This window comes from Micromonospora sp. LZ34 (assembly GCF_052981855.1).
Map to the genome: position 1 here is coordinate 26,849 of NZ_JBRIQN010000045.1, position 20,602 is coordinate 47,450.

18 protein-coding genes, 1 tRNA gene and 1 pseudogene are annotated in these 20,602 nt (G+C 74.2%); 7 read left to right on the top strand and 13 right to left on the bottom strand.

Going from position 1 to position 20,602, the window contains the following annotated elements:
- Positions 1–18: 18 nt before the first annotated feature.
- The 3 genes and pseudogenes from ACVCAH_RS30765 to ACVCAH_RS30775 all read right to left on the bottom strand — a co-directional run.
- Positions 19–828, bottom strand: a pseudogene (locus ACVCAH_RS30765) (RtcB family protein); the annotation flags it as partial.
- 151 nt (positions 829–979) lie between these two features.
- Positions 980–1,053: transfer RNA gene (locus tag ACVCAH_RS30770), tRNA-Gly, on the bottom strand.
- A 362-nt stretch (positions 1,054–1,415) separates the two neighbouring features.
- Complete coding sequence (locus ACVCAH_RS30775; protein ID WP_447139744.1) at positions 1,416–3,416, bottom strand: GTP-binding protein; 2,001 nt, start codon at positions 3,414–3,416, stop codon at positions 1,416–1,418.
- Between the two features lie 179 nt (positions 3,417–3,595).
- On the opposite strand from ACVCAH_RS30775, the gene ACVCAH_RS30780 reads away from it, so the two are divergent.
- Both ACVCAH_RS30780 and ACVCAH_RS30785 read left to right on the top strand, forming a co-directional pair.
- Positions 3,596–4,786, top strand: a complete 1,191-nt coding sequence (locus ACVCAH_RS30780; protein WP_447139745.1) for a spore photoproduct lyase family protein — start codon at positions 3,596–3,598, stop codon at positions 4,784–4,786.
- Positions 4,787–4,813: 27 nt separating this feature from the next.
- On the top strand, positions 4,814–5,608 hold the full coding sequence (locus ACVCAH_RS30785) for an alpha/beta hydrolase (protein WP_447139746.1): 795 nt from the start codon (positions 4,814–4,816) through the stop codon (positions 5,606–5,608).
- A 10-nt stretch (positions 5,609–5,618) separates the two neighbouring features.
- Here the strand turns inward: ACVCAH_RS30785 and ACVCAH_RS30790 are convergent, their stop codons facing one another.
- The 4 genes from ACVCAH_RS30790 to ACVCAH_RS30805 all read right to left on the bottom strand — a co-directional run bounded on the left by ACVCAH_RS30790 (position 5,619) and on the right by ACVCAH_RS30805 (position 8,314).
- On the bottom strand, positions 5,619–6,125 hold the full coding sequence (locus ACVCAH_RS30790) for a DinB family protein (RefSeq protein ID WP_447139747.1): 507 nt from the start codon (positions 6,123–6,125) through the stop codon (positions 5,619–5,621).
- A gap of 81 nt (positions 6,126–6,206) precedes the next feature.
- Positions 6,207–7,025 carry a M15 family metallopeptidase gene (locus ACVCAH_RS30795; protein ID WP_447139760.1) on the bottom strand — a complete coding sequence of 273 codons (819 nt, stop codon included), beginning with the start codon at positions 7,023–7,025 and terminating at the stop codon, positions 6,207–6,209.
- A gap of 62 nt (positions 7,026–7,087) precedes the next feature.
- The gene (locus ACVCAH_RS30800; protein ID WP_447139748.1) at positions 7,088–8,098 is read right to left on the bottom strand and encodes an acetylxylan esterase; all 1,011 of its coding nucleotides are present in this window, start codon (positions 8,096–8,098) and stop codon (positions 7,088–7,090) included.
- A gap of 3 nt (positions 8,099–8,101) precedes the next feature.
- Positions 8,102–8,314, bottom strand: a complete 213-nt coding sequence (locus tag ACVCAH_RS30805) for a hypothetical protein (RefSeq protein ID WP_447139749.1) — start codon at positions 8,312–8,314, stop codon at positions 8,102–8,104.
- A 223-nt stretch (positions 8,315–8,537) separates the two neighbouring features.
- On the opposite strand from ACVCAH_RS30805, the gene ACVCAH_RS30810 reads away from it, so the two are divergent.
- Positions 8,538–9,575, top strand: a complete 1,038-nt coding sequence (locus ACVCAH_RS30810; protein WP_447139750.1) for a LacI family DNA-binding transcriptional regulator — start codon at positions 8,538–8,540, stop codon at positions 9,573–9,575.
- A gap of 109 nt (positions 9,576–9,684) precedes the next feature.
- On the opposite strand, the gene ACVCAH_RS30815 is transcribed toward ACVCAH_RS30810, so the two are convergent.
- Positions 9,685–10,476 (bottom strand): peptidylprolyl isomerase, encoded by a 792-nt coding sequence (locus tag ACVCAH_RS30815; protein ID WP_447139761.1) that lies wholly within the window; start codon positions 10,474–10,476, stop codon positions 9,685–9,687.
- Between the two features lie 158 nt (positions 10,477–10,634).
- On the bottom strand, positions 10,635–11,873 hold the full coding sequence (locus ACVCAH_RS30820; protein ID WP_447139751.1) for a D-alanyl-D-alanine carboxypeptidase family protein: 1,239 nt from the start codon (positions 11,871–11,873) through the stop codon (positions 10,635–10,637).
- A 192-nt stretch (positions 11,874–12,065) separates the two neighbouring features.
- Between ACVCAH_RS30820 and ACVCAH_RS30825 the strand changes: the two genes are divergently transcribed.
- Both ACVCAH_RS30825 and ACVCAH_RS30830 read left to right on the top strand, forming a co-directional pair.
- Positions 12,066–12,398, top strand: a complete 333-nt coding sequence (locus tag ACVCAH_RS30825; RefSeq protein ID WP_447139752.1) for a cupin domain-containing protein — start codon at positions 12,066–12,068, stop codon at positions 12,396–12,398.
- Positions 12,399–12,552: 154 nt separating this feature from the next.
- Positions 12,553–13,281, top strand: a complete 729-nt coding sequence (locus ACVCAH_RS30830) for a class I SAM-dependent methyltransferase (RefSeq protein ID WP_447139753.1) — start codon at positions 12,553–12,555, stop codon at positions 13,279–13,281.
- A gap of 76 nt (positions 13,282–13,357) precedes the next feature.
- On the opposite strand, the gene ACVCAH_RS30835 is transcribed toward ACVCAH_RS30830, so the two are convergent.
- The gene (locus tag ACVCAH_RS30835) at positions 13,358–14,083 is read right to left on the bottom strand and encodes a MerR family transcriptional regulator (protein WP_447139754.1); all 726 of its coding nucleotides are present in this window, start codon (positions 14,081–14,083) and stop codon (positions 13,358–13,360) included.
- A 175-nt stretch (positions 14,084–14,258) separates the two neighbouring features.
- Here ACVCAH_RS30835 and ACVCAH_RS30840 point away from each other — a divergent pair, with 175 nt between their 5' ends.
- Complete coding sequence (locus ACVCAH_RS30840; RefSeq protein WP_447139755.1) at positions 14,259–16,532, top strand: ATP-binding cassette domain-containing protein; 2,274 nt, start codon at positions 14,259–14,261, stop codon at positions 16,530–16,532.
- A 132-nt stretch (positions 16,533–16,664) separates the two neighbouring features.
- On the opposite strand, the gene ACVCAH_RS30845 is transcribed toward ACVCAH_RS30840, so the two are convergent.
- From ACVCAH_RS30845 to ACVCAH_RS30855, 3 genes are all read right to left on the bottom strand, one after another.
- A complete protein-coding gene (locus ACVCAH_RS30845; protein WP_447139756.1) occupies positions 16,665–16,904 on the bottom strand; it encodes a hypothetical protein in 240 nt (79 codons plus the stop codon).
- 108 nt (positions 16,905–17,012) lie between these two features.
- Positions 17,013–17,435: a protein-tyrosine phosphatase family protein gene (locus ACVCAH_RS30850; RefSeq protein ID WP_447139757.1), complete on the bottom strand. Its 423-nt coding sequence runs from the start codon at positions 17,433–17,435 to the stop codon at positions 17,013–17,015.
- Positions 17,436–17,677: 242 nt separating this feature from the next.
- Positions 17,678–19,264 (bottom strand): DUF6194 family protein, encoded by a 1,587-nt coding sequence (locus tag ACVCAH_RS30855; RefSeq protein WP_447139758.1) that lies wholly within the window; start codon positions 19,262–19,264, stop codon positions 17,678–17,680.
- Positions 19,265–19,555: 291 nt separating this feature from the next.
- Here ACVCAH_RS30855 and ACVCAH_RS30860 point away from each other — a divergent pair, with 291 nt between their 5' ends.
- Positions 19,556–20,293, top strand: coding sequence for a TioE family transcriptional regulator (locus tag ACVCAH_RS30860; RefSeq protein ID WP_447139759.1), 738 nt, complete (start codon positions 19,556–19,558; stop codon positions 20,291–20,293).
- Positions 20,294–20,602 lie beyond the last annotated feature (309 nt).

Here is a 20,602-nt window from a genome sequence, read left to right on the forward strand (position 1 = left end):
CTGGGTTTCACCGGCGAAGCAGCTGATCCGCTCGTCGTAGCCGACCTGCGGGAACTGCTCCCGCACCACCCCGCAGAGCAGGGCGAGCATGACGGCCCGGTTGCGCCGCGCGTACTCCTGCGCCCACCACAGGTCCCGCCGGTAGGCCTCCATCTCCGGCGTGCCGGCGAGGAAGACCGCGAGGTCGCGGTCGGGCAGGTCGGCGTTGTGCGGCAGCCGGCGGGCCACCCCGATGTGCCGCTCGGCCAGTTCCTTGCCGATGTTGCGCGACCCCGAGTGCAGCATCAGCCAGACCCGGCCGGCGTCGGCGCCCCCCTGCTCCAGGCAGACCTCGATGAAGTGGTTACCGCCGCCGAGGGTGCCCAGCTGGCGCTGGGCGCGGGTCTCCAGCTGCGCCACCCGCCGGTCGAGGTCGGCGAACCGGCGCCAGAAGGCGTCCCAGCCGCCCTGCTCCAGGCCCCGCACCCGGCGCGGGTCAACCGCGGTGTCCCGCTGGGCGAACCCGACCGGGATCGTCGCCTCGATCGCCGAGCGCAGCGTGGCCAGGTCGTCGGGCAGGTCGGCCGCGGTGAGCGAGGTACGCACCGCGGACATGCCGCAGCCGATGTCCACCCCGACCGCGGCCGGCGAGACGGCCTGCCGCATCGCGATGACCGAGCCGACGGTGGCGCCCTTGCCGAAGTGCACGTCCGGCATGACCGCGACGCCCTCCACCCACGGGAGCGCGCCGATGTTGCGCAGCTGCCGGGCGGCCTGCGGCTCGATGCCGTACGGGTCGGTCCAGACCCGGACCGGTGCGCGGGTGCCCGCGAGCGGGGTGAAACTCATCGTCGTCTCCTCTTCGTCGACTGGTCGCCGCCCTCCTCGGCGGGACCGGGATGCTCGTGGACCGCCCGGGAATCGAACCCGGCGGGAGTGGCGTGCAAAGCCTCTCTGCGCCCAGCGCGCAGCCCGTGCCGGGCGTAGTGCCCGGTGGTCGAGTGGTTGGCCGGATTCGAACCGGCGATCTTCACCATGGCGAGGTGACGCGCTGCCTGACTGCGCTACAACCGCGGGTTGGTACGGGACGCCTGCGCCAACGGCCCGTGCCGGGAAGGGTCCGCTGCCCGTCCCGCCGTCCGGGGAGACGAAAAAGCCGCCCTTTCCCCGGCGGGGTGGGCGGCTGCGCTTATGCGCTGGCGCTAGTCGCGCCACCACCCCGGTCGCCGGCCCCGCTCGGCTCGGCACAGACCCCGGGCGGGTTCGCCCGCGGGCCGCAGGGCACCACCACGCGGCGTGAGCCACCTGGCGTTGGTGCGGTGGCGCTGCGACACGGCGTGCTCCAAAGGGGATCTGCTCGGTTGACCTTGCGACGAGGACGTTAGCGGGCCCGGCCAGACACGACAATGGATATTCCGCGGCAGCCGGGCCGCTCGCTAACCCTCGCCGCGCCCGGCGACCCGGCGGACGACCGCCAGCAGGTACTTCCGGCGGTCCGTCGGGTCGTGGTCCCAGCGTTCCCGCACGGGTGTCTCGCCGCGTACCGGGCGGTGGTGGTCGAAGGTGGACTCCAGCAGCCCCTCGCCCCGGGTCAGCGCCGGTAGCCGCTGCTCCAGCGCGTGCACCCGCCCCGCGGGGATGTCCCCCGTCACCACGTACGCGGGCCCCTCGGCGGTGGTCTGCCGGGGCACCGCGTCCAGCCCGGCCAGCACTGGCAGCACCCCGCCGAGCAGGTCGGCGGGTACCTCCAGGCGGAACCGGTGCATCGGTTCCGCCACCCGGGTGCCGGCCTGCCGCAGCGCCGCCATCAGCACCAGCGGGGTGAGGTTGCGGAAGTCCCCGGCGGTGCTGGACATGCTCTTGTCGAAAGTGCCGTGCGCGTGGCTCTGCCGGGCCCAGTAGCCGGAATGGGTCATGGTGACCTCGCAGTCGAGGACCTGCCATCCGTGCGGGCCCTGGCGCAGCGTCTCGTGCACGGTCTCCTCGACGGCGGCGATGAACGCCGGCGGCATGGAGCCGAGTTCCACGGCGAGCCGGAACGTGGTCCCGCTGCCGGGCGGGCCGGGGGCGACCCGCAGCCCGACCGTGGCGAGGAAGGGGTTGGGCGGCACGCCGATGAACTCGACCGCCGCGCCGACCCCGACCAGCCGTTCCACGTGGACGGTGGTGGTCTCCCGGAAGGTGACCGGCACGCCGTGGTCGTCGGCGAGCACGGCCTGGATGACCTCCTTCTGCACCTCGCCGTAGAGCGACACGGAGATCTCCCGCCGGGCCGGGTCCTGCCGGACGTTGATCAGCGGGTCCTGCTCGGCGAGGTGGGCGAGCGCCACGTGCAGCGCCGCGCGGTCGCCGGCCCGCTCCGGCACGACGACGGTCTCCAGGGTGGGTGGGGCGAAGTGCCGGCGGTCGCCCGGCGGCGCCGCGCCGACCGGATCGCCGACCCGGACCTGGTCGAGCCCGCGCAGGATGGCGATCCGGCCCGCGCTGACCGCGTCGGCGCGGACCGCGGCGCCCTGGTCGAAGAGTTCGATCCCGGTCACCTTCGCGGGGTCGCCCCCACCCACGGACACCCGGTCGCGGGCACGCAGCGTCCCGCCGAACAGCCGCACGTAGGCGAGCTTCTCGCCGGCCGGGCCGCGGTCGATCTTGAAGACCGTGCCGGAGACCGGCCCGTCGGCGTCACCGCGGGTCGCCGGCAGCAGCTCGGTCAGGCCGGCGATCAGCGCTCCGACGCCGCCGCCGGTCACCGCGGACCCGGCGAGCACCGGGTGGACCAGCGCGCGGCGGCTCTGCGCCCCGAGCGCCGTCCGCAGTCGCGGACCGGTCACCGTCGTCTCGTCGGCGACGTACGCGGCCAGCAGCGCCTCGTCGTGCGCGGTGAGCACGTCGAGCAGCCGGCCGGTGTGGGCCGGGTCGGTATCGGCGTACGGGGCGAACCGGGCCGCCGGTGTGCCGGGCTGGTCGACGGCGCCCAGCGGCACGACCGCGGCGGAGAGCCGGGCGGCGATGTCCCGCAGCGTACGGTCGGGGTCGGCGCCGGCCCGGTCGATCTTGTTGACGAAGATCAGGGTGGGCAGCCGCAGGCGCTGGAGCGTCCGCATCAGCACCCGGGTCTGCGCCTGTACGCCCTCGACGGCGGAGACCACCAGCACGGCGCCGTCGAGCACGCCGAGCGCCCGCTCCACCTCGGCGATGAAGTCCGGGTGGCCGGGCGTGTCGATCAGGTTGACCGTCACGTCGCCGACCACGAACGACACGACCGCGGAGCGGATGGTGATGCCCCGCTGCCGCTCCAGCGGCATCGAGTCGGTACGGGTGGTGCCCTCGTCCACGCTGCCGGGCTCGTCGATCACGCCGACGGCGTGCAGCAGTCGTTCGGTCAGGCTGGTCTTTCCGGCGTCAACATGCGCCAGGATCCCCACATTGAGCGTCTTCACGCAGCGTCATGTCCTTCGGGTCGAGAACGATTCCGAGCTGGTTGGACATGAACGTCGCGAGCATTCCGGGCACCCCTTCTGGTCGTCGGCCGTCGTGGGCAGTGCACCAGCGGACCCGCCGGGCGGGCAACCGATTAACCCGAACGTGCGATCGGCGCGGAAGCGGGTACCCCGCCGGGATGAGGCCGGACGCCGAGGCGGTGGACGTCGACGAGCCGCTCGCCGTGGACGTACCCCCCGCGCCGCACGACGCCAGCGGGGAGCGGGTGCCGATCCGCCACCTGGCCGGGCTGGCGCCGGTGGCCCGCCCGGCGCGGCGCTGGACGCCCCGGCGGGTGGTCGCCACCCCGGCGGCGCTGGACCAGCCGCACGGACGGCGGATCGTCGACCGGTTGGCGGCCCTGGGCATCGAGGTCGAGCGGCTGCGCTCCAACCGGCTGACCGGGATCCGTGGCGCCACCGAGCGGGAGACCTACGCCCGGGCGAAGTCGACCCTGGCGATCGTGGTGAGCCCCCCGTCGCGGCGGAAGCTGCAACCGATCGCGCCGAGCGCGGACTGGCGGTTCGACCTGGCCGAGGGCTGCCCGGCGCACTGCCAGTACTGCTACCTGGCCGGCTCGCTCTCCGGTCCCCCGGTGACCCGGGTCTACGCCGACCTGGACGAGATCCTGGCCGGGCTGGCCGGCTACGCCGGGCAGGGGACGGTGACCAGCCGCAACCCGCGCCGGGCCGGGGAGGGCACCACGTTCGAGGCGTCCTGCTACACCGACCCGCTCGCCCTGGAGCACCTGACCGGCAGCTGGCGGCGGGCGGTGGAGCACTTCGCCGGCTGGGACGCGCCGGTGCAGCTGCGCTGGACCACCAAGTACGCCGACGTGGACAGCTTCGTCGGGCTGCCTCACGCCGGCCGTACCCGGGTCCGGTTCAGCGTCAACTGCCGGCCGGTGAGCGAGCGGATGGAAGGCGGCACGGCCCGGGTCCCGGACCGGCTGGCCGCGCTGCGCCGGCTCGCCCTGGACGGCTACCCGGTCGGGCTGACCATCGCCCCGATCATGCCGCTGCCCGACTGGCGGGCGCACTACGGCGACCTGCTCGGCGCGGTCGCGGCGGCGGTCGACGGGGTGCCCGACCTGGACCTGACCGCCGAACTGATCACCCACCGGTTCACCCCGGGCAGCAAGGAGGTGCTGCTCGGCTGGTACCCCCGCACGAAGCTGGAGATGGAGGAGACGCTGCGCAGCCGCCGGCACGGCCGGTTCGGCGCGGTGAAGTACGTCTACCCGCGCGACACGATGACCGCGCTGCGCTCCTGGTTCGAGCGCGAGCTGGCCGAGCGGCTGCCAGCCTGCCGGATCCTCTACTGGACCTGATCCCCCCGTCGGCTACGGTCGATCACCGTGGCCCTGACGCGTGTCGACTTCTACTCCGAGGTGCTCACCCTCAGCACCTCGATGACGGTGATCCTGCCGCAGCGGACCTCGTCGCAGATCGGCATGTCGGGCGACGCCACCGCCGGCGACCCGCCGGTGCTGTACCTGCTGCACGGCCTGACCGACGACGACACCATCTGGCTGCGCCGCACCTCGATCGAGCGGTACGTCGCCCCGCTCGGCCTCGCGGTGGTGATGCCCCAGGTGTCCCGGAGTTTCTACACCGACGAGGAGCACGGCAACCGGTACTGGACGTTCCTCAGCTCCGAGCTGCCGCAGCTGTGTTCGTCGTTCTTCCGGCTGTCGCAGCGGCGGGAGGACACCTTCGTCGCCGGGCTGTCGATGGGCGGCTACGGAGCGGTGAAGTGGGCGCTGCGCGAGCCGGGCCGGTTCGCCGCGGCGGCCAGCCTCTCCGGCGCGCTGAACGTGGCCGCCCGGCGGCACCACCCGACCAGCCCGGTCGACCCGGCGGTGTGGCACACCGTGTTCGGCGAGCGCCCGGTGACCGGCACCGAGGACGACACGGTCGCCCTGCTCGACCGGTACGGCGACGGCGGCGCCGAACCCCCCGCGCTCTACGTCGCCTGCGGCACCGAGGACTTCCTGTACGAGGACAACGTCCACTTCGTCGAGACGGCCCGGCGGCGCGGCGTCCCGCTCACCGTGGACCTCTCCCCCGGCACGCACGACTGGGCGTACTGGGACGCGAAGATCCAGGACGTGCTGGCCTGGCTGCCGCTGCGGCAACGCTCTCCGGAGTGACCGGGCGCGGTCAAGCGCCCACGGTGCCGTCGATGCCCTCGCGGAGGAAGTCGGCGTGCCCGTTGTGCCGGGCGTACTCGTGGATCAGGTGCAGCATCACCAGCCGCAGCGACACGGTCTCGTCCCAGCGGGCGCTGTAGGCGGTCACGTCGAGCGACTCCGCCTCCCGCTCGATCCGGCGGGCGTGCTCCACCTCCCGCTGCCAGGCGTCGAACGCCTCGGCGCGGGTGGACCCGGTGGGGTCGTACGCCTCCTGGTAGTCGCCGGAGTCCGACCAGACCAGCGGGAGGTCCTCGCCGTTGACGACCCGGCGGAACCAGGCGCGCTCCACCTCGGCCATGTGTCGCACCAGCCCGAGCAGGGAGAGCGTCGACGGCGGCATGGAGCGCAGCCGCAGCTGCTCGTCGGAGAGCCCGTCGCACTTCATGGCCAGGGTCGCCCGGTGGTAGTCGAGGTAGGCGCGCAGCGTGCTGCGCTCGTCCCCGGTGACCGGTGGGTCGATCCGTTCGGTGCTCACTGCCGTCCCCCCTCGTCCGGCGGCGATCCTGCCGGCCCAGGCTGATCATGCCCGCCGGCGACCGGCCCGCGGCCGTGGGGGTCAGCCGACCGAGGCGCGGGCCACCGGCGCGTCGAAGTAGGTGTCCGGGTAGGGCTCGTCGCGGTAGCGGTAGTGCCACCACTCGCGGTCGTAGTTGACGAAGCCGGCGTCGGTCATCAGCCGCTTCAGCAGTTGCCGGTTCTCCCGGGCCGCGCCGGTGACCCGGGAGGCGTCGGTGTGCGCGAGCGCGTCGAAGCAGTCGAACCCGGTGCCCATGTCGACGCTGTTGTCGGCGAACCGCTGGGCCCGGGGCGCGGTGCAGGAGACCAGCGGCTGGCCCGGGTCGTACGGCGGCTGGGTGGGGGCGGGGTGGTCGACCAGGGTCACGTCGAGGGTGCTGCCCCGGCTGTGCGCGGTGGGTGCCCCGATGTAGCCCTGGTCGAACAGCGCCGACTTCGCCACCCGCGGGTAGAACTCGCCCTTCATCTGCTGCTCGTCCGGCCGCTTCGCCCAGCCGACGAAGTCGTCGGCGGCCGGCTCGGGGCGGTAGCAGTCGTACACCTTAAGGCTGTGCCCGCCGGCCAGCGCGGCGTCCTGGACCCGGCGCAGCGCCTCCGCCGCCGGCCGGGTGAGCAGGCAGAGCGGCTCCCGGTAGCCGGCGATCGGCCGGCCGACGAAGTTGTGCGCGGTGGCGTACCGGATGTCGGTCAGGATGCGCGGGTCGACGTCGGAGAGCACCACGAAGCCCGGCAGGCGCGCCGCTCCGGTCGTCGCCGGCGGCGCGGTCGTCGCCGGCGGAGCGGGCGGGGTGGTCGGCGCCGACCGGTCCGGCGCCGGTTGCTCGCAGCCGGCGACGAGCGCCGCGACCACCGCGGCCAGGGCGACCGCCCGCGGCCGCCGTCCGGCCGGCGGCGGTGTCCGGCCGACCCTGCCTGATCTGCTCACCCCTCCTGTCTATCAGGCTGCGCGACGACGGGATTCCGGTCCGGCGAGAGGTGCCCGCGCAGGAACAGCAGCGCGGCCTCGTCGTCGTCGATGCCACCGGCCTCGTGGCCGTTGTACCGCCAGACCGACAGCTCCGCCGGTCCCCGGTAGTCGTTGACCGCCGCGAAGACGGTCGACGGCGGCACGATGTCGTCCATCAGCGCGACGGAGAAGCGGGCCGGCACGCCGGCGCGGCGGGCGAAGTTGACGCCGTCGACGTAGCCGAGGGTGGCCAGCACCCGTTCCTCGGCCTGCCGGTGGATGGCCAGGTAGTCGCGGATCTCCCGGTAGGGGCGGGCGTCGGTGACCACCACGGCGCGCGGGATGTCGCACAGGAACGGCACACCGGCCACCAGAGCGGCCAGGTCGGGCACCAGGGCGGCGACGGCGAGCGCGACGCCACCGCCCTGGCTGTGCCCGAGCACGGCGACCCGCGCCGGGTCGACCGCCGGCAGGGTCCGGGCGGCGTCGACCGCCCGGACTCCGTCGGTGATCAGCCGGCGGTAGTAGTACGTCCGCGGGTCCTCGATCCCCCGGGTGGTCACCCCCGGCGCCTCCGGACCGGCGGCGGCGGGGTCCGGGGTGTCCCCCCGGCTCCAGCCCGACCCCTGCCCCCGGGTGTCCATCTGCAGGTGCGCGAAGCCGGCCGCCGCCCACAACAGGTTCTCCAGCGGGTGCCCCCGGCCGCCGCCGTAGCCGGCGTACTGCACCACGGTGGGCAGCGGCCCCCGGGCGTGGCGGGGCCGCCGGAGCCACGCCCGCACCGGCTGCCCCGCGTACCCGGGGAAGGTCACGTCGAGGACGTCGACCGTGGCCAGGCCGGTGGTCACCGGCGCGGTAAGCACCGGCCACCCGCAGCCCCGGGCCTCGGCGAGGGTGTCGGCCCAGAACCGGTCGAAGTCCCCCGGCGTCCGCACCTCGCTGCGGTACGCCCGCAGCTGCTCCTCGGGCAGGTCGGTGAAGACCATCGGCTACCGCCGCGCGGCGAGCGGCGCCACGGTGAACCGGGGGTGCAGGACGCCGGCCAACGCGCGCAGGCTTTCCGGGTCCGAACGGTGGTTCTCGGCGGCCACCGACGTCGTGTCGGGAACCCCGGTCGGGCCGGCTGCCGCGGGGGTGGCGGGGGTGAGGACCAGCACGGCGAGGATCGTCGTACCGGCCATGGCGGTACGGGTCGGTTGCACGTGACATCCTTCGAAGCTCTGGGGGACAGTCGCCCGTACGATTCAGGCGGCCGAAAGGGTCCGACAAACTTCCGGAAGATTCCCGTAACTTGTGGGAACGCTAGAGCCGACCTGCCGTGTCGTCAACCCCCGTCCGTGGGGCAAGATGACCGTGGGGCGGGCATGCCGTTCCGGGACTTTCGGTGGCGACGATCGGTCGCGCCGGTCGGTGAAGGAGACGCGGGTGGACGCGGACGACGGACGCAGGGTGACCATCACCGCCATCGCGCGGGAGGCCGGGGTCTCCGTGCCGACCGTGTCGCGGGTGCTCAACGGGCGCTCCGACGTCGCCCCGGACACCCGGGAGCGGGTCGAGGAGCTGCTGCGCCACCACGGCTACCGGCGCCGCGGCAGCCGGACGGTGCGCCGTGCCGGCCTGGTCGACCTGGTCTTCAACGACCTCGACAGCCCCTGGGCCGTGGAGATCATCCGAGGGGTGGAGGACGTCGGGCACGGCGCCGGAGTGGGCACGGTCGTCTCCGCGATACACCGCCAGCCCACGGCGGCCCGGCAGTGGCTGCAGAACCTGCGGACCCGGGCCACCGACGGCGTCATCTTCGTGACCTCGCACCTGAGCCCGCCGCTGCACGCGCAACTGCGCCGGCTCAACGTGCCCGTGGTGGTGGTCGACCCGGCCGGCGTGCCGGCCGGCGAGGTGCCGACGATCGGCGCCACCAACTGGGCGGGCGGGATCGCCGCGACCGAACACCTGCTCTCGCTGGGACACCGGCGGATCGGCTTCGTGGCCGGGCCCGCCCAGCTGCTGTGCAGCCGCGCCCGGCTGGACGGTTACCGGGCCGCACTGGAGGCCGCCGGGGTGCCGGTGGACGACCGGCTGGTGCAACCGGGCGACTTCTACCACGCCTCCGGCTTCGCCGCCGGGACGGCGCTGCTCGACCTCGACGAGCCGCCGACGGCCATCTTCGCGGCCAGCGACCAGATGGCGTTCGGCGTCTACGAGGCGGTACGCCGCCGGGGCCTGCGAGTCGCCGACGACGTCAGCGTGGTCGGCTTCGACGACCTGCCGGAGGCCCGGTGGGCGTCACCGCCGCTGACCACCGTCCGGCAACCGCTGGTGGAGATGGGCCGGCTGGCCGCCCGCACCGTCCTGCGGCTGGCGCAGGGCGAGGCGATCGACTCCCCCCGGGTGGAACTCGCCACCGATCTGGTGGTGCGAGACAGCTCCGCCGCGCCGCCGGCCCGGTCGAACGGGCGGCCGTGACGGCCACACCTTTCTCGGCCGGCCGGTGGCTCTACTTCCGGTGACGATCCGATAGTTGCGGCCCGGCCGCCGTCCCACGTCGATGGGACGGCGGACGGGCCGTCGGCGGTCAGCGGTGGTGGTGCCGCACCGCCCGGCAGATCTCGACCGGCAGCGCGGGCGCGCCGTCCACCGGCGCCGGGTCCTCCGCGGTCGGGGCGATGCCACCGGCCGCGATCCGGTCCAGCGTGGCCAGACCGGCCGCGTCGATCGACCCGAAGATCGTGTAGTTGGGGCGCAGCGCCGAGTCGGACTGGACCAGGAAGAACTGGCTGCCGTTGGTGTCCGGCCCGGCGTTGGCCATGGCCAGGGTGCCGCGGGCGTAGAGCCGGCGCACCCCGGTCGGGTCGGTCGGGGCCGGCGGCAGGTCGGTGGGCAGCTCGTCGAGGTACCGGTAGCCCGGGCCGCCCGAGCCGGTGCCGGACGGGTCGCCGCACTGCAGCACCTTCAGCGTCGGGTACGCGGTCAGCCGGTGGCACGAGGTCCGGTCGTAGAAGCGGTGCCGTACCAGGTGCAGGAAGCTCTGCACGGTGCAGGGGGCGGCCGCCCGGTCGAGGGTCAGGCCGATCGGGCCGTGGTTGGTGCGCAGGGTGACCCGGACCATGCCGCGGTCCGGGGTGGGCCGCGGGTCGGGCGGCAGCGGGACGGGCCGGGCGGCCGGCTCGTCCGGGGTCTCGGTGTACGCGCACGGTCCGGGGGTGGTCCGCGGCCGCTCTCCCCCGGCGGCGACGGCCGGCGCCGCGCCACCCGATCCGGCGGCGGGGGTGGCCACGGCGGCGGTGCCGCCGACACCGACCAGCGCCCCGGCCAGCAGGACCGCACCGGCGAGGCGGGCCAACGCGCGGGACGGTCGGCCGGGCATCGCGGTGGCGGACGGAACGGGCTGCGGTCGCGGTTCGCTCGACACGGGCATCCTCCTGGGACTCGTGGTGCCAGAAAGACCGCAGTCTATGGATCTGGTTGCCGGTTGTCGATGCGTGACAGACCGCCGTGCCCACACCCGGACACCGCCGCCGGTGGTCAGCGGGTGCGGCGGCGGCCCGTCCGGCGGCGCCAGAGCAGCCCGCCCAGCAGCAGCACCCCGCCCGCCGCGAGCCCGACGCTCCACCACCGACCCGCCACTCCCTGCCCGGCCCGTCCGCTCGCCGCGGCCGGGAGCGGGTCGCCGGTGGCCGGCGGGGCGGGCGACGGCGAGGCGTCCAGCTCACCCGGCTCGACCAGCCGGCCGACTGCCGCGTCGCGGGGCAGCGAGAAGCCCCAGTCGAGCAACGCCGCGCCCTGCTCCCAACCCCGGGCCGGCCGTGGTTCCGCGCCGAGCAGGGTGGCCACCAGCCGCCGTCCGTGCCGCTGGGCGGCCCCGACGTAGGTGTGCCGGGCCAGGTCGGTGAAGCCGGTCTTGCCGCCGAGCGCGCCCGGGTAGCGGTAGATCAGCTGGTTCTCGTTCTGGATCTCGAAGCCCTTGGTGCGCTTGGCGGGCTGGGCCGGGATCCGGGTGCGCTCGGTCAGCGCGTACCGGCGGAAGGTGGCGTCGGCGAAGCAGGCCCGGGCGATCAGCGCCAGGTCGTACGCGCTGGTGAACTGGCCCTCGCCGTCCAGGCCGGACGGCGTCACCGCGTGCGTCTGGCGGGCGCCGAGCCGGTGCGCGTACTCGTTCATCGCGCGCACCCCGCCGGCCTGCCCGTCCGCGCCGCCACCGAGGCGGGCCAGCACGTTGGCCGCCTCGTTGCCGGACTGCAGCAGCAGTCCCAGCCAGACCGTCTCGATCGGGTAGCGACCGCCCGCCACCAGGCCGACCGCGGACGAGCCCGGCTCGATGTCCATGTCCTCGCCGGTGACCGTGACGACCTGCTTCGGGTCGAGCCGGGGCAGCATGGTCGCCGCCAGCAGAAGCTTCTGCACGCTGGCCGGGGTGCCGTACTCGTGCGGGCCGCAGCCGCCCAGCACCTGGCCGGTGTCCAGGTCGGCGACCAGCCACGAGGTCGCGGTGACCGCGGGCGGAGCGGCGACCCCGGCCGGAACGACCAGGCCGGCCGTGGCCAGCGCCGGGCCGCCCACCTCCCGATCCTCGGACACCGCCGGCGGCGGCGACGGCCGCGGCGGCCGGGAGACCTTCGGCGCGGGCGCCCGCGGGCAGGGCTGCGTCGGCGCGCCGGCCACCGTCGCCAGCGCCGGCGGGGCCGCGACGGCCGCCGCCGGAGCGACCGCGCCAGCAGGCAGGAGTACGGCGGCCACAGTGGCCGCCAGCAGCCGAAACCTCATGCCCGTCACCCTAACGGGCGAGATCTTTTATCGGCGCCGGTTGCGGACAGCCCTGCCGCCGACACTCGTGCCGGACGTCACCCGCCGTCCGGGACCATCGGCCCTGCCCACCGGGCTGCGCGCCGGGCGAGGCTGGCGGTACGTCCCGACCGGCGCGCGCCGCGCCCGTCGCCCGAGCCACGGAGGTCGATCATGGAGGTCCTGTCGCTGTCCCACCTCGCCGACGAGCAACTGGCCTCGGCGCGCGGGTCCAGCAGCGGACGCAGCGGACGTTCCCTGCACCCCGGGCAGCACCACCGGCTGCGGCAGACCCTGCTGGCCCTGCTGGGCGGCCGGTCCCTGGACGAGCACGAGAGCCCCGGCGAGGCCACCCTGCAGGTGCTGCGCGGTCGGGTCCGGCTCACCGCCGGTGAGCAGTCCTGCGCGGGCGGCCCGGGCGACCTGCTGGTCATCCCGCCGCGTCGGCACGCCCTGCACGGCGAGGAGGACGCGGTGGTGCTGTTGACCGTCACGCCCCGGCCCTGACCCGCGCCGACGCGACGGCGGCCCGCGCCGGGCTGACCGGACGCCGGGCCGGGGCGGTCGGTTGGCTCACAAGCCGTTGCCTACCACGGCATCGACCGACTAGAACCGGGTGACGATCGCCCGGACCGGCCGGCGACGGTGGCGAGGTGATGGCGTGGCTCTGATCTCCTTCGACGACACCGACGCGGCCGCGTTCGCCGCCACCCGGGAACTGCCCCGCAGTGGACTGGACCGGTGGCGGCACGCGGTGGGGCAGCATCTTCGCCCCCGGCCCGGGATGACCGTGCTCGACCTGGGCGCCGGCACCGGGGCGTGGGCCGCCGCCTTCACCGACTGGTTCGGCGTCCGGGTGGTGGGGGTGGAACCGGCCGAGGCGATGCGCTCCCGCACCACCCACCGCCCGCTGGTCGCCGGCGACGCGGTCGCGCTGCCGGTGCGCGACGCCACGCTCGACGCCGCCTGGCTCTCCACGATGATCCACCACGTCTCCGACCTGGACGCGGCGGCCCGGGAGCTGCGCCGCGTGCTCCGCCCGGGCGCGCCGGTGCTGATCCGCTCGCCGTTCCCCGGCCGGCACCAGCGGATCGCCCTGTTCCACTGGTTCCCCGAGGCCGTCCGGGTCCTGGAGCGCTACCCCGACCTGGCCCGGGTGCGCTCGGCGTTCGTGGCGGCCGGCTTCCCGGTGAGCAGCGTCGAGCCGGTCGCCCAGACCACCGCCGCCTCGCTGGCGCAGTACGCGCAACGCCTGGACCGCCGGGCGCACACCCCGCTGCAGCTGATCACCGACGACGAGTACCGGGCCGGGGTGGCCCGGTTGCGCGCCGCGGCCCGGGACGACAGCGGCCCGGTCGTCGACCACCTGGATCTGCTCGTACTGCGCTGAGCCCGGGCGGCTGCGCGGCGCCGGCGTGCCGGCCGGGTGGTCGTGCCAGGAGGTGGTGCCACCCGTCGCGGCGGGGTCAGCCGGCCAGTCCCCGGTGGCGCAGGTAGTCGTACAGCGCCGCCGAGCCGCGCAGCCGCCGCAGGCTGCGCCGGTGCAGCTCCTGCTCGCGGCGGGCCAGCTCGGCCCGGACCCGCTGCGGGCTGCCGGTGGTGCGCAGCTCGTCGAGCACCGCGGCGATGATGTCGAACGGGTAGGCCCCGCGGCGCAGCAGCGCGACCACCTGCGCCGCGCGCAGTTCGGCCTCGTCGTACACCCGGTAGCCGGTGCCGCGCTCGCGCACCGGCCGGAGCAGGCCCCGCCACTCCCACAGCCGCAGCTGCGAGGTGCGGACCCCGACCAGGTCGGCGACCACGCCGATGCGGACACCCGGCCGCGGCGCCGCCAGCGCGGCGGGCGGGCTGCCCACCACGGTCTCGAACGCGCCGAGCACCCGCCGGATCTCGGCCCGCTCCCGGTCCAGCTCGGCGTGCCCGGCGTCGAGCGCCGCCAGCGCCGCCGGCAGGTCACCGCGGTGCACCGCGGCCATGATCTCCCGGGTACGCACCCAGCCGTGCCCCTCGGCCAACCGCCGGGCCACGTCGAGCGCCCGGGCGTGCGCGGCGGTGAAGATCCGGTAGCCGGCCGGGGTGCGCTCGGCCGGCGGCAGCACGCCGAGGTCGACGTAGTTGCGCACCTGCTGCACGGAGATGCCGGCGGTGGCGGCGAGGTCGACCGCCCGCAGTCGCCCGTCCCGCCCGTCCACGGCCTCACCCTATCGCTTACACGTCGTTTGAGACTTTGCCGGCCTTTCCCCCAACCACCACGCTGAGCGTCGCGCAAAATCCTCCACAACGACATGAATGAGACAATTGAAGGCTGCCAGACCCGTGAAAGCTCGGGCGGGCGCCAGCCTGCCCACGATCTTGTGAAGGGTTCGTATGCCGCAGCCAGCACGCTCCCCCGCCGACAGCCACGACATGATCGAGGTACGCGGGGCCCGGGAGAACAACCTCGCCTCCGTCTCGGTCGACATCCCGAAGCGCCGGCTGACCGTCTTCACCGGGGTCTCCGGGTCGGGGAAGTCCTCAATGGTCTTCGGGACCATCGCCGCCGAGTCGCAGCGCCTGATCAACGAGACCTACAGCGCCTTCCTCCAGTCGTTCATGCCGAGCCTGAGCCGGCCCGACGTCGACTCGCTGCGCAACCTGACCCCGGCCATCGTGGTCGACCAGGAGCGGATGGGCGCCAACTCCCGCTCGACCGTCGGCACCGCGACCGACGCGTACGCGATGTTGCGGATCGTGTTCAGCCGGCTCGGCACCCCGCAGGTGGGCGGGGCGGGCGCGTTCAGCTTCAACCTGGCCGAGGGGATGTGCCCGACCTGCGAGGGCCTCGGCCGGATCTCCGACCTCGACGTGCACGAGATGGTCGACGTCGAGCGCTCGCTCAACGACGGCGCCATCAAGGTGCCCAACTTCGCCGTCGACTCGTGGTACTGGCAGACCATCGTCGGCTCCGGGCTGTTCGACCCGGACGCCAAACTCCAGGACTACACCCCGCAGCAGTGGGAGGACTTCCTCCACAAGCCCGCCACCAAAATCAAGATGGGCAGCAACAACTGGACGTACGAGGGCCTGGCCGTGAAGGTACGCCGGCTCTACCTGGCCAAGGACCGCGAGTCGATGCAGCCGCACATCCGCGCCTTCGTCGACCGGGCGGTCACCTTCACCAGCTGCACCGCCTGCCGGGGCACCCGGCTCAACGAGGCGGCGCTCTCGTCCCGGATCGCCGGCCGCAACATCGCCGAGTGCTCGGCCATGCAGATCAGCGACCTGGCCGAGTTCGTCCGCGGCGTCGACGACCCGGCGGTCGCGCCGCTGGTCGGCAACCTGCGCGACCTGCTCGAATCGCTGGTCGAGATCGGCCTGGGCTACCTCAGTTTGGACCGTGAGTCCGCCACCCTCTCCGGCGGCGAGGCGCAGCGGGTGAAGATGGTCCGGCACCTCGGCTCCAGCCTCTCCGACGTCACGTACGTCTTCGACGAACCGACCGTGGGCCTGCACCCGCACGACATCGCCCGGATGAACGGCCTGCTGCTGCGGCTGCGGGACAAGGGCAACACGGTGCTGGTGGTCGAGCACAAGCCGGAGACCATCGCCATCGCCGACCACGTGGTCGATCTCGGGCCCGGCGCCGGAACGGCCGGCGGCCGGATCTGCTACACCGGGGACGTCGCCGGCCTGCGGCGCTCCGACACCCTCACCGGCCGGCACCTGGACCACCGGGTCCGGCTGCGCGAGCAGGTACGCCGGCCCAGCGGGCAGCTGCCGATCCGCAACGCCGACCTGCACAACCTGCGCGACGTCAGCGTGGACATCCCGCTCGGCGTACTGACGGTGGTGACCGGGGTGGCCGGCTCCGGCAAGAGCTCGCTGATCCACGGGTCGCTGCACCGCCGCGACGGCGTGGTGGTGGTCGACCAGGCGCCGATCCGCGGCTCCCGACGCAGCAACCCGGCCACCTACACCGGGCTGCTCGACCCGATCCGGACCGCGTTCGCCAAGGCCAACGGGGTGAAGGCCGCCCTGTTCAGCGCCAACTCCGAGGGTGCCTGCCCGACCTGCAAAGGGATCGGCCTGGTCTACACCGACCTGGCCATGATGGCCGGCGTGGCCACCGTGTGCGAGCAGTGCGAGGGCAAGCGCTTCACCCCCGAGGTGCTCACCTACCGGCTACGCGGAAAGAACATCAGCGAGGTGCTCGCCATGTCGGTCACCGAGGCCCGGGAGTTCATCCCCAGCGGCCAGGCGCGGGTGATCCTCGACCGGCTGCTCGACGTCGGGCTGGGCTACCTCAGCCTCGGCCAGCCGCTCACCACCCTCTCCGGCGGCGAGCGGCAACGGCTGAAGCTGGCCATCCACATGGCCGACAAGGCGAGCACCTACGTGCTCGACGAACCCACCACCGGCCTGCACCTGGCCGACGTCGACCAGCTGCTCGCCCTGCTGGACCGGCTCGTCGACGCCGGCAACACGGTGATCGTCATCGAGCACCACCAGGCCGTGATGGCCCACGCCGACTGGCTGATCGACCTGGGGCCGGGCGCGGGGCACGACGGCGGTCGGATCGTCTTCACCGGCACACCGGCCGACCTGGTCGCCCACGGCGACACCCTGACCGCGCGACACCTGCGGGAGTACGTTTCGGCGTGAGCCGGACGGCGGCGCCGCCGGTTGTCCACCGTGGTCTCCCGGTGGTTTCGCTGGCTGGTCCACCGTGGTCTCCCGGTGGTTTCGTTGGCTGGCCGACCGTGGTCCCGGTGCGGGTGCACCGGGCCGCGGTGGTCAGTGTCCGGACGCCGCGGTCGCCGTAGGCCCGGCCGTCGCGTCGAGATCCCGCAGCCAGGCGCGCAGCGGGCGCAGGGCCGCCACGACCGGCGTGAGCAGACCGACGGTGATCAGGAGCGCGTCGAGGAAGAGGACGGCGAGCACGCTGAGCACGGCCAGCGACACGACGGCCCGGGCGACGGACGGCACCCGCCGGGCCGGCCGGCGGTGGACGCCCTGGTAGCGGGGTGGTGCCATGGTGGTTCCTGCCTAGGTTGTCGGACGAGTTGCCACTCGTACCCCGGCCGGACCGGGCCAACCCCGTTCATGACCAGCACCACAGACCTGCGCGGGTGACCGGCAGGTTCACCCCGGCAGGCGGCGCAGCCAGCGCCGCTGCCAGGGCGTCTCCACCGCCCGCGGGCGGTAGTTCGCGCGTACCCACGGCACCGCCCGCTCGGCCGGCAGCCCGTCGAGGATGGCGAGCGCGGCGATGGCGGTGCCGGTCCGGCCCGTGCCGCCGCGGCAGGCCACCTCGACCCGCTCGCCGTCGTGCGCCCGGCGCAGCGCCTCCCGCAGCGCGTCGAGCGCGTCGGCCCGGTCGACCGGCACCCAGAAGTCGGGCCACCGGATCCACCGGTGCGGCCACCGCGGCGCCGGCCCGGCCGCCAGCAGCAGCGCGAAGTCGGCCGGCGGCACCGGGTCGCCGATGCGTCGCCCGCGGACCGTCACCCCGCTGGGCAGGACGACCACACCCGGCTGCTCCGACCACCCCAGCTCGACACCCATCCCGGCATTGTGCCCTCCCCCGCGCCCCGCCCCGGGCCCCGTTCGCCCTGGGCAAAGTCCGATCCCTGTGAAGCCGGCGTAGACAGCACCGCCCCCGGGCCCTGAGGGCTCCGGGGGCGGTGCTGGGGTGTCGGTGTGCAGGTCGCCTCTCGGCGAGTGGCGCGACGCGGCTCCAGCCGGACGGTATTCCGCGAAGGCAGTAGTGGTGAGGCCCGGGGACACTGGTCACACCGACACCCCTCTCAACCTACCGACCGCGGTTCTTGTTCCCGCCGCGACGACGCTTTCTGGTGTCGGGCGAGGGCCCGGCGGTGCGCGTGGGCGAGCAACCGAGCTACGTCCGGCAGGCGCCGGGGGGTGGGGTTGAGGACGCACGCCCACCCGTGCAGGCCGTACGCGGGATGCGGCAGGACCTCGTCCAACCGGGTGAAGTCGACGCCCGCACGGTGGCCGGGGAACCCCGCGGGTGGGTATCCGAACCGGCGCTGGAACTCCTCCCGGCCGAGCTCGACGTTCAGCCGGAAGACGCCCGGCCGGTCGAGCCGGGAGTCCTCGTCGAAGCCGGGCGTGTCGTGGAAGACGATGGTGGCGAACGGCCGCCTGCGGTCCGGCCCGACGAAGAAGAACCGGTCGCCCCAGTGCGCCTCGGGTACGCCCGACTCCTCGTCGGCCACCACCTCGGCGACGTCGGGCAGCGCGAGGATCCGCTGGGCGAGCTCCGCCGCCGTCGGGCCCGGCTCCACTCCGGGTCGGTCGCCGTCGGCGGTGACGTGCAGCACGGCGTCGCTGTGCGCCAGCGTCGCCGCGTCCAGCGGGAAGTACCCCTGCTCTGGGGTCACGTCCGTCCGCCCGCGCAGCTGGCCGGCGGGTCGGTCGAGAAGCCGCCCGAGGCGTACGGAGTCGAGCAGGCCGCACCCGCGTACCGCCTCGTCCAGCGCGCCCTCGAAGGTGTCCCCGGCCGGCGCGGCCAGTCCGAGCGCCGCGCTGGCACCGAGGCTGCCGACGACGACGGCGTAGCGGTCCCCGAGCAGCGTCGCGACGATCGAACCGGCGCTGGACCATTCGAGGTCCATGCCGGCCAGCCGCCACGTGCTGGGCTGCCGCTGGAGGTGCCGGTTGTGCGCGAAGACCAGCGTCGGGCCGCGGTGCTGCTCGCGGATGCGGATGTCCAGCAGGTTCCGGGCCATCAACGCGTCCCGGACCGCCAGCAGCCGGGACGTGCGCTCGGCCTGCGGCAGCGGTTCGGCCGACTGGGCGTGGTACCGCAACAGGCCGAGCGCCGCCGTGCCATGGACCTCGGCGCGGTGCCAGTCGGCCGGCGACGAGACGGCGACCAGGTGGGGCGCGTGGGCGTGCAGGGCGGTCAGCAGGTCGTCGGTGATCGCCCGGCCGGCCACCGCGTCAGCCGACCCGCCCACGGACTTCGCCGGATCCATCAGGGCCGCCGGGTCGTTCCACCGCTCGTCGGCGCCGAGCAGCCGGTCGACGTCCGTGCGGCCGTGCGGGAATCCGCCCGGCCCGAGGTGCTCGGTCAGGTAGCGGTGCAGGTGCTCAAGGTGGCGTCGCGGGTTGGGGGCGCCGGTCATCTCCAGCGGCGCGTCGAAGCCGTGGAACGCCAGCCGCCCGGCCGCCGGCCGGGAGTCGTTGTACGCCCGCATCCAGGCCACCAGCTCGCGGTTGGCGTCCAGTTTCCCGAAACCGTGGCTGAAGCCCTCGGCCATCACCTCGTCGAGGGTCCCACCCTCGCCCCGCAGGTAGGCGTCGACCTCGAGCCCGGCGACGCGGTCGGACTCCACCGCGATGGAGCGGAATCCGTGCTCGACGAGCACCTCGAAGATCCGGTTGCGCAGCGCCGGGAAGGCCGGCTCGCCGGCGTCGGCTCACCGAGGGCCAGCACCTGCGGGGGTGCGTCCAGCGACGCCAACCAGGACCGCAGCGAGGCGACCAGTTCGCGGCCACCGCCCAGGTCGAACGACCAATCCACCGAGGATCCGTCTCCAGATGTCATGACCTCTACCGTATCCTTGAACCAGCTGTTGAGGCTTGCACGTCATCCAGCGAGGGAGCTCGGGCTGAAGTCTCAAACCGGGGTACACGTCGAGGCGAGTGGTCACCGTCCGGTGGACCTCGCCCGGGAGCACGGCATCTCCACTCAGGCGGTCCGCAACTACGAACGCGCCGGCGTCATCCCCGTGGCGCACCGGACGCCGAGTGGATACCGCCGGTACTCGGCCCGGCACGCCCGGGCGCTGCGCGCATACCTCGCGCTCGTCCCGGCGCACGGCTACGCGGCGAGCGGCGAGATCATGCGCGCCGTCAACGCCGGCGACCTGGACACCGCCCTGCGCGTCATCGACCGGAGTCACGCCCAGCTGCTGCGGGACCGGGAAACCCTCGACGGCGTCGAGGCGGCCGTCGGCATCCTCACCAAGCCGCCGGCCACGGACCGGCCCGACCGCCCGCTGCCGGTCGGCGCCCTCGCCCACCGGCTCGGAGTGACCCCGGCGACCCTGCGGAAATGGGAGCGCACCGGCATCCTCACGCCGCCGCGCGACCGCGCCACCCGGCACCGCCGGTACGGCCCCGACGACGTCCGGGACGCCGAACTGGCCCACCTGCTCCGGCGGGGCGGCTACCTGCTGGAGCAGATCGCCGCCGTCATGCACCAGGTCCGCAGCGCCAACGGCCCCGAGGCGCTGGCCGGCTCCCTGGACGGCTGGCGGGCCCGGCTCGCCGGACGGGGACGCGCCATGCTGGTCGCCGCCGCCCGCCTCGCCGACTACCTGGGCAACCAGGACGACGCCGCCGCCCCCGAAGACACCGATGGCCGGCACCCGCTTGGGGCGCCGGCTGGATAGATCGGGACACACCGCCAACTGCCCGAGATGCGCCGCTGGCCGGCACCCGGGAGTGGGTGCCGGCCAGTGGCGGTGGATGTGCCGCTGGCCGGCACCCGTTGGGTGCCGGCCAGCAGTCCCCCTGTCAGGAATGTCTGTCGGTCAGCTGTTCCAGTGCTTGGCGACGAGGTCGGCGGCCTGCTGCTCCCACTGGGCGTAGTGGAACGGGTAGGCCGACACCTGCACGGTCTGGGCGGCCTTGGTCAGCGGCATGTCCTGCCACCCGTCGACCTGCTTGAGACCCTTCAGGAACGCCTTGGTCGAGTACTC

Excerpts from the sequence above, each read along its gene's own strand:
- ACVCAH_RS30780 (WP_447139745.1), top strand. The coding sequence starts at position 3,596 with ATGAGGCCGGACGCCGAGGCGGTGGACGTCGACGAGCCGCTCGCCGTG.
- ACVCAH_RS30800 (WP_447139748.1), bottom strand. The coding sequence starts at position 8,098 with ATGGTCTTCACCGACCTGCCCGAGGAGCAGCTGCGGGCGTACCGCAGC.
- ACVCAH_RS30815 (WP_447139761.1), bottom strand. The coding sequence starts at position 10,476 with ATGCCCGGCCGACCGTCCCGCGCGTTGGCCCGCCTCGCCGGTGCGGTC.
- ACVCAH_RS30820 (WP_447139751.1), bottom strand. The coding sequence starts at position 11,873 with ATGAGGTTTCGGCTGCTGGCGGCCACTGTGGCCGCCGTACTCCTGCCT.
- ACVCAH_RS30825 (WP_447139752.1), top strand. The coding sequence starts at position 12,066 with ATGGAGGTCCTGTCGCTGTCCCACCTCGCCGACGAGCAACTGGCCTCG.
- ACVCAH_RS30840 (WP_447139755.1), top strand. The coding sequence starts at position 14,259 with ATGCCGCAGCCAGCACGCTCCCCCGCCGACAGCCACGACATGATCGAG.
- ACVCAH_RS30845 (WP_447139756.1), bottom strand. The coding sequence starts at position 16,904 with ATGGCACCACCCCGCTACCAGGGCGTCCACCGCCGGCCGGCCCGGCGG.
- ACVCAH_RS30850 (WP_447139757.1), bottom strand. The coding sequence starts at position 17,435 with ATGGGTGTCGAGCTGGGGTGGTCGGAGCAGCCGGGTGTGGTCGTCCTG.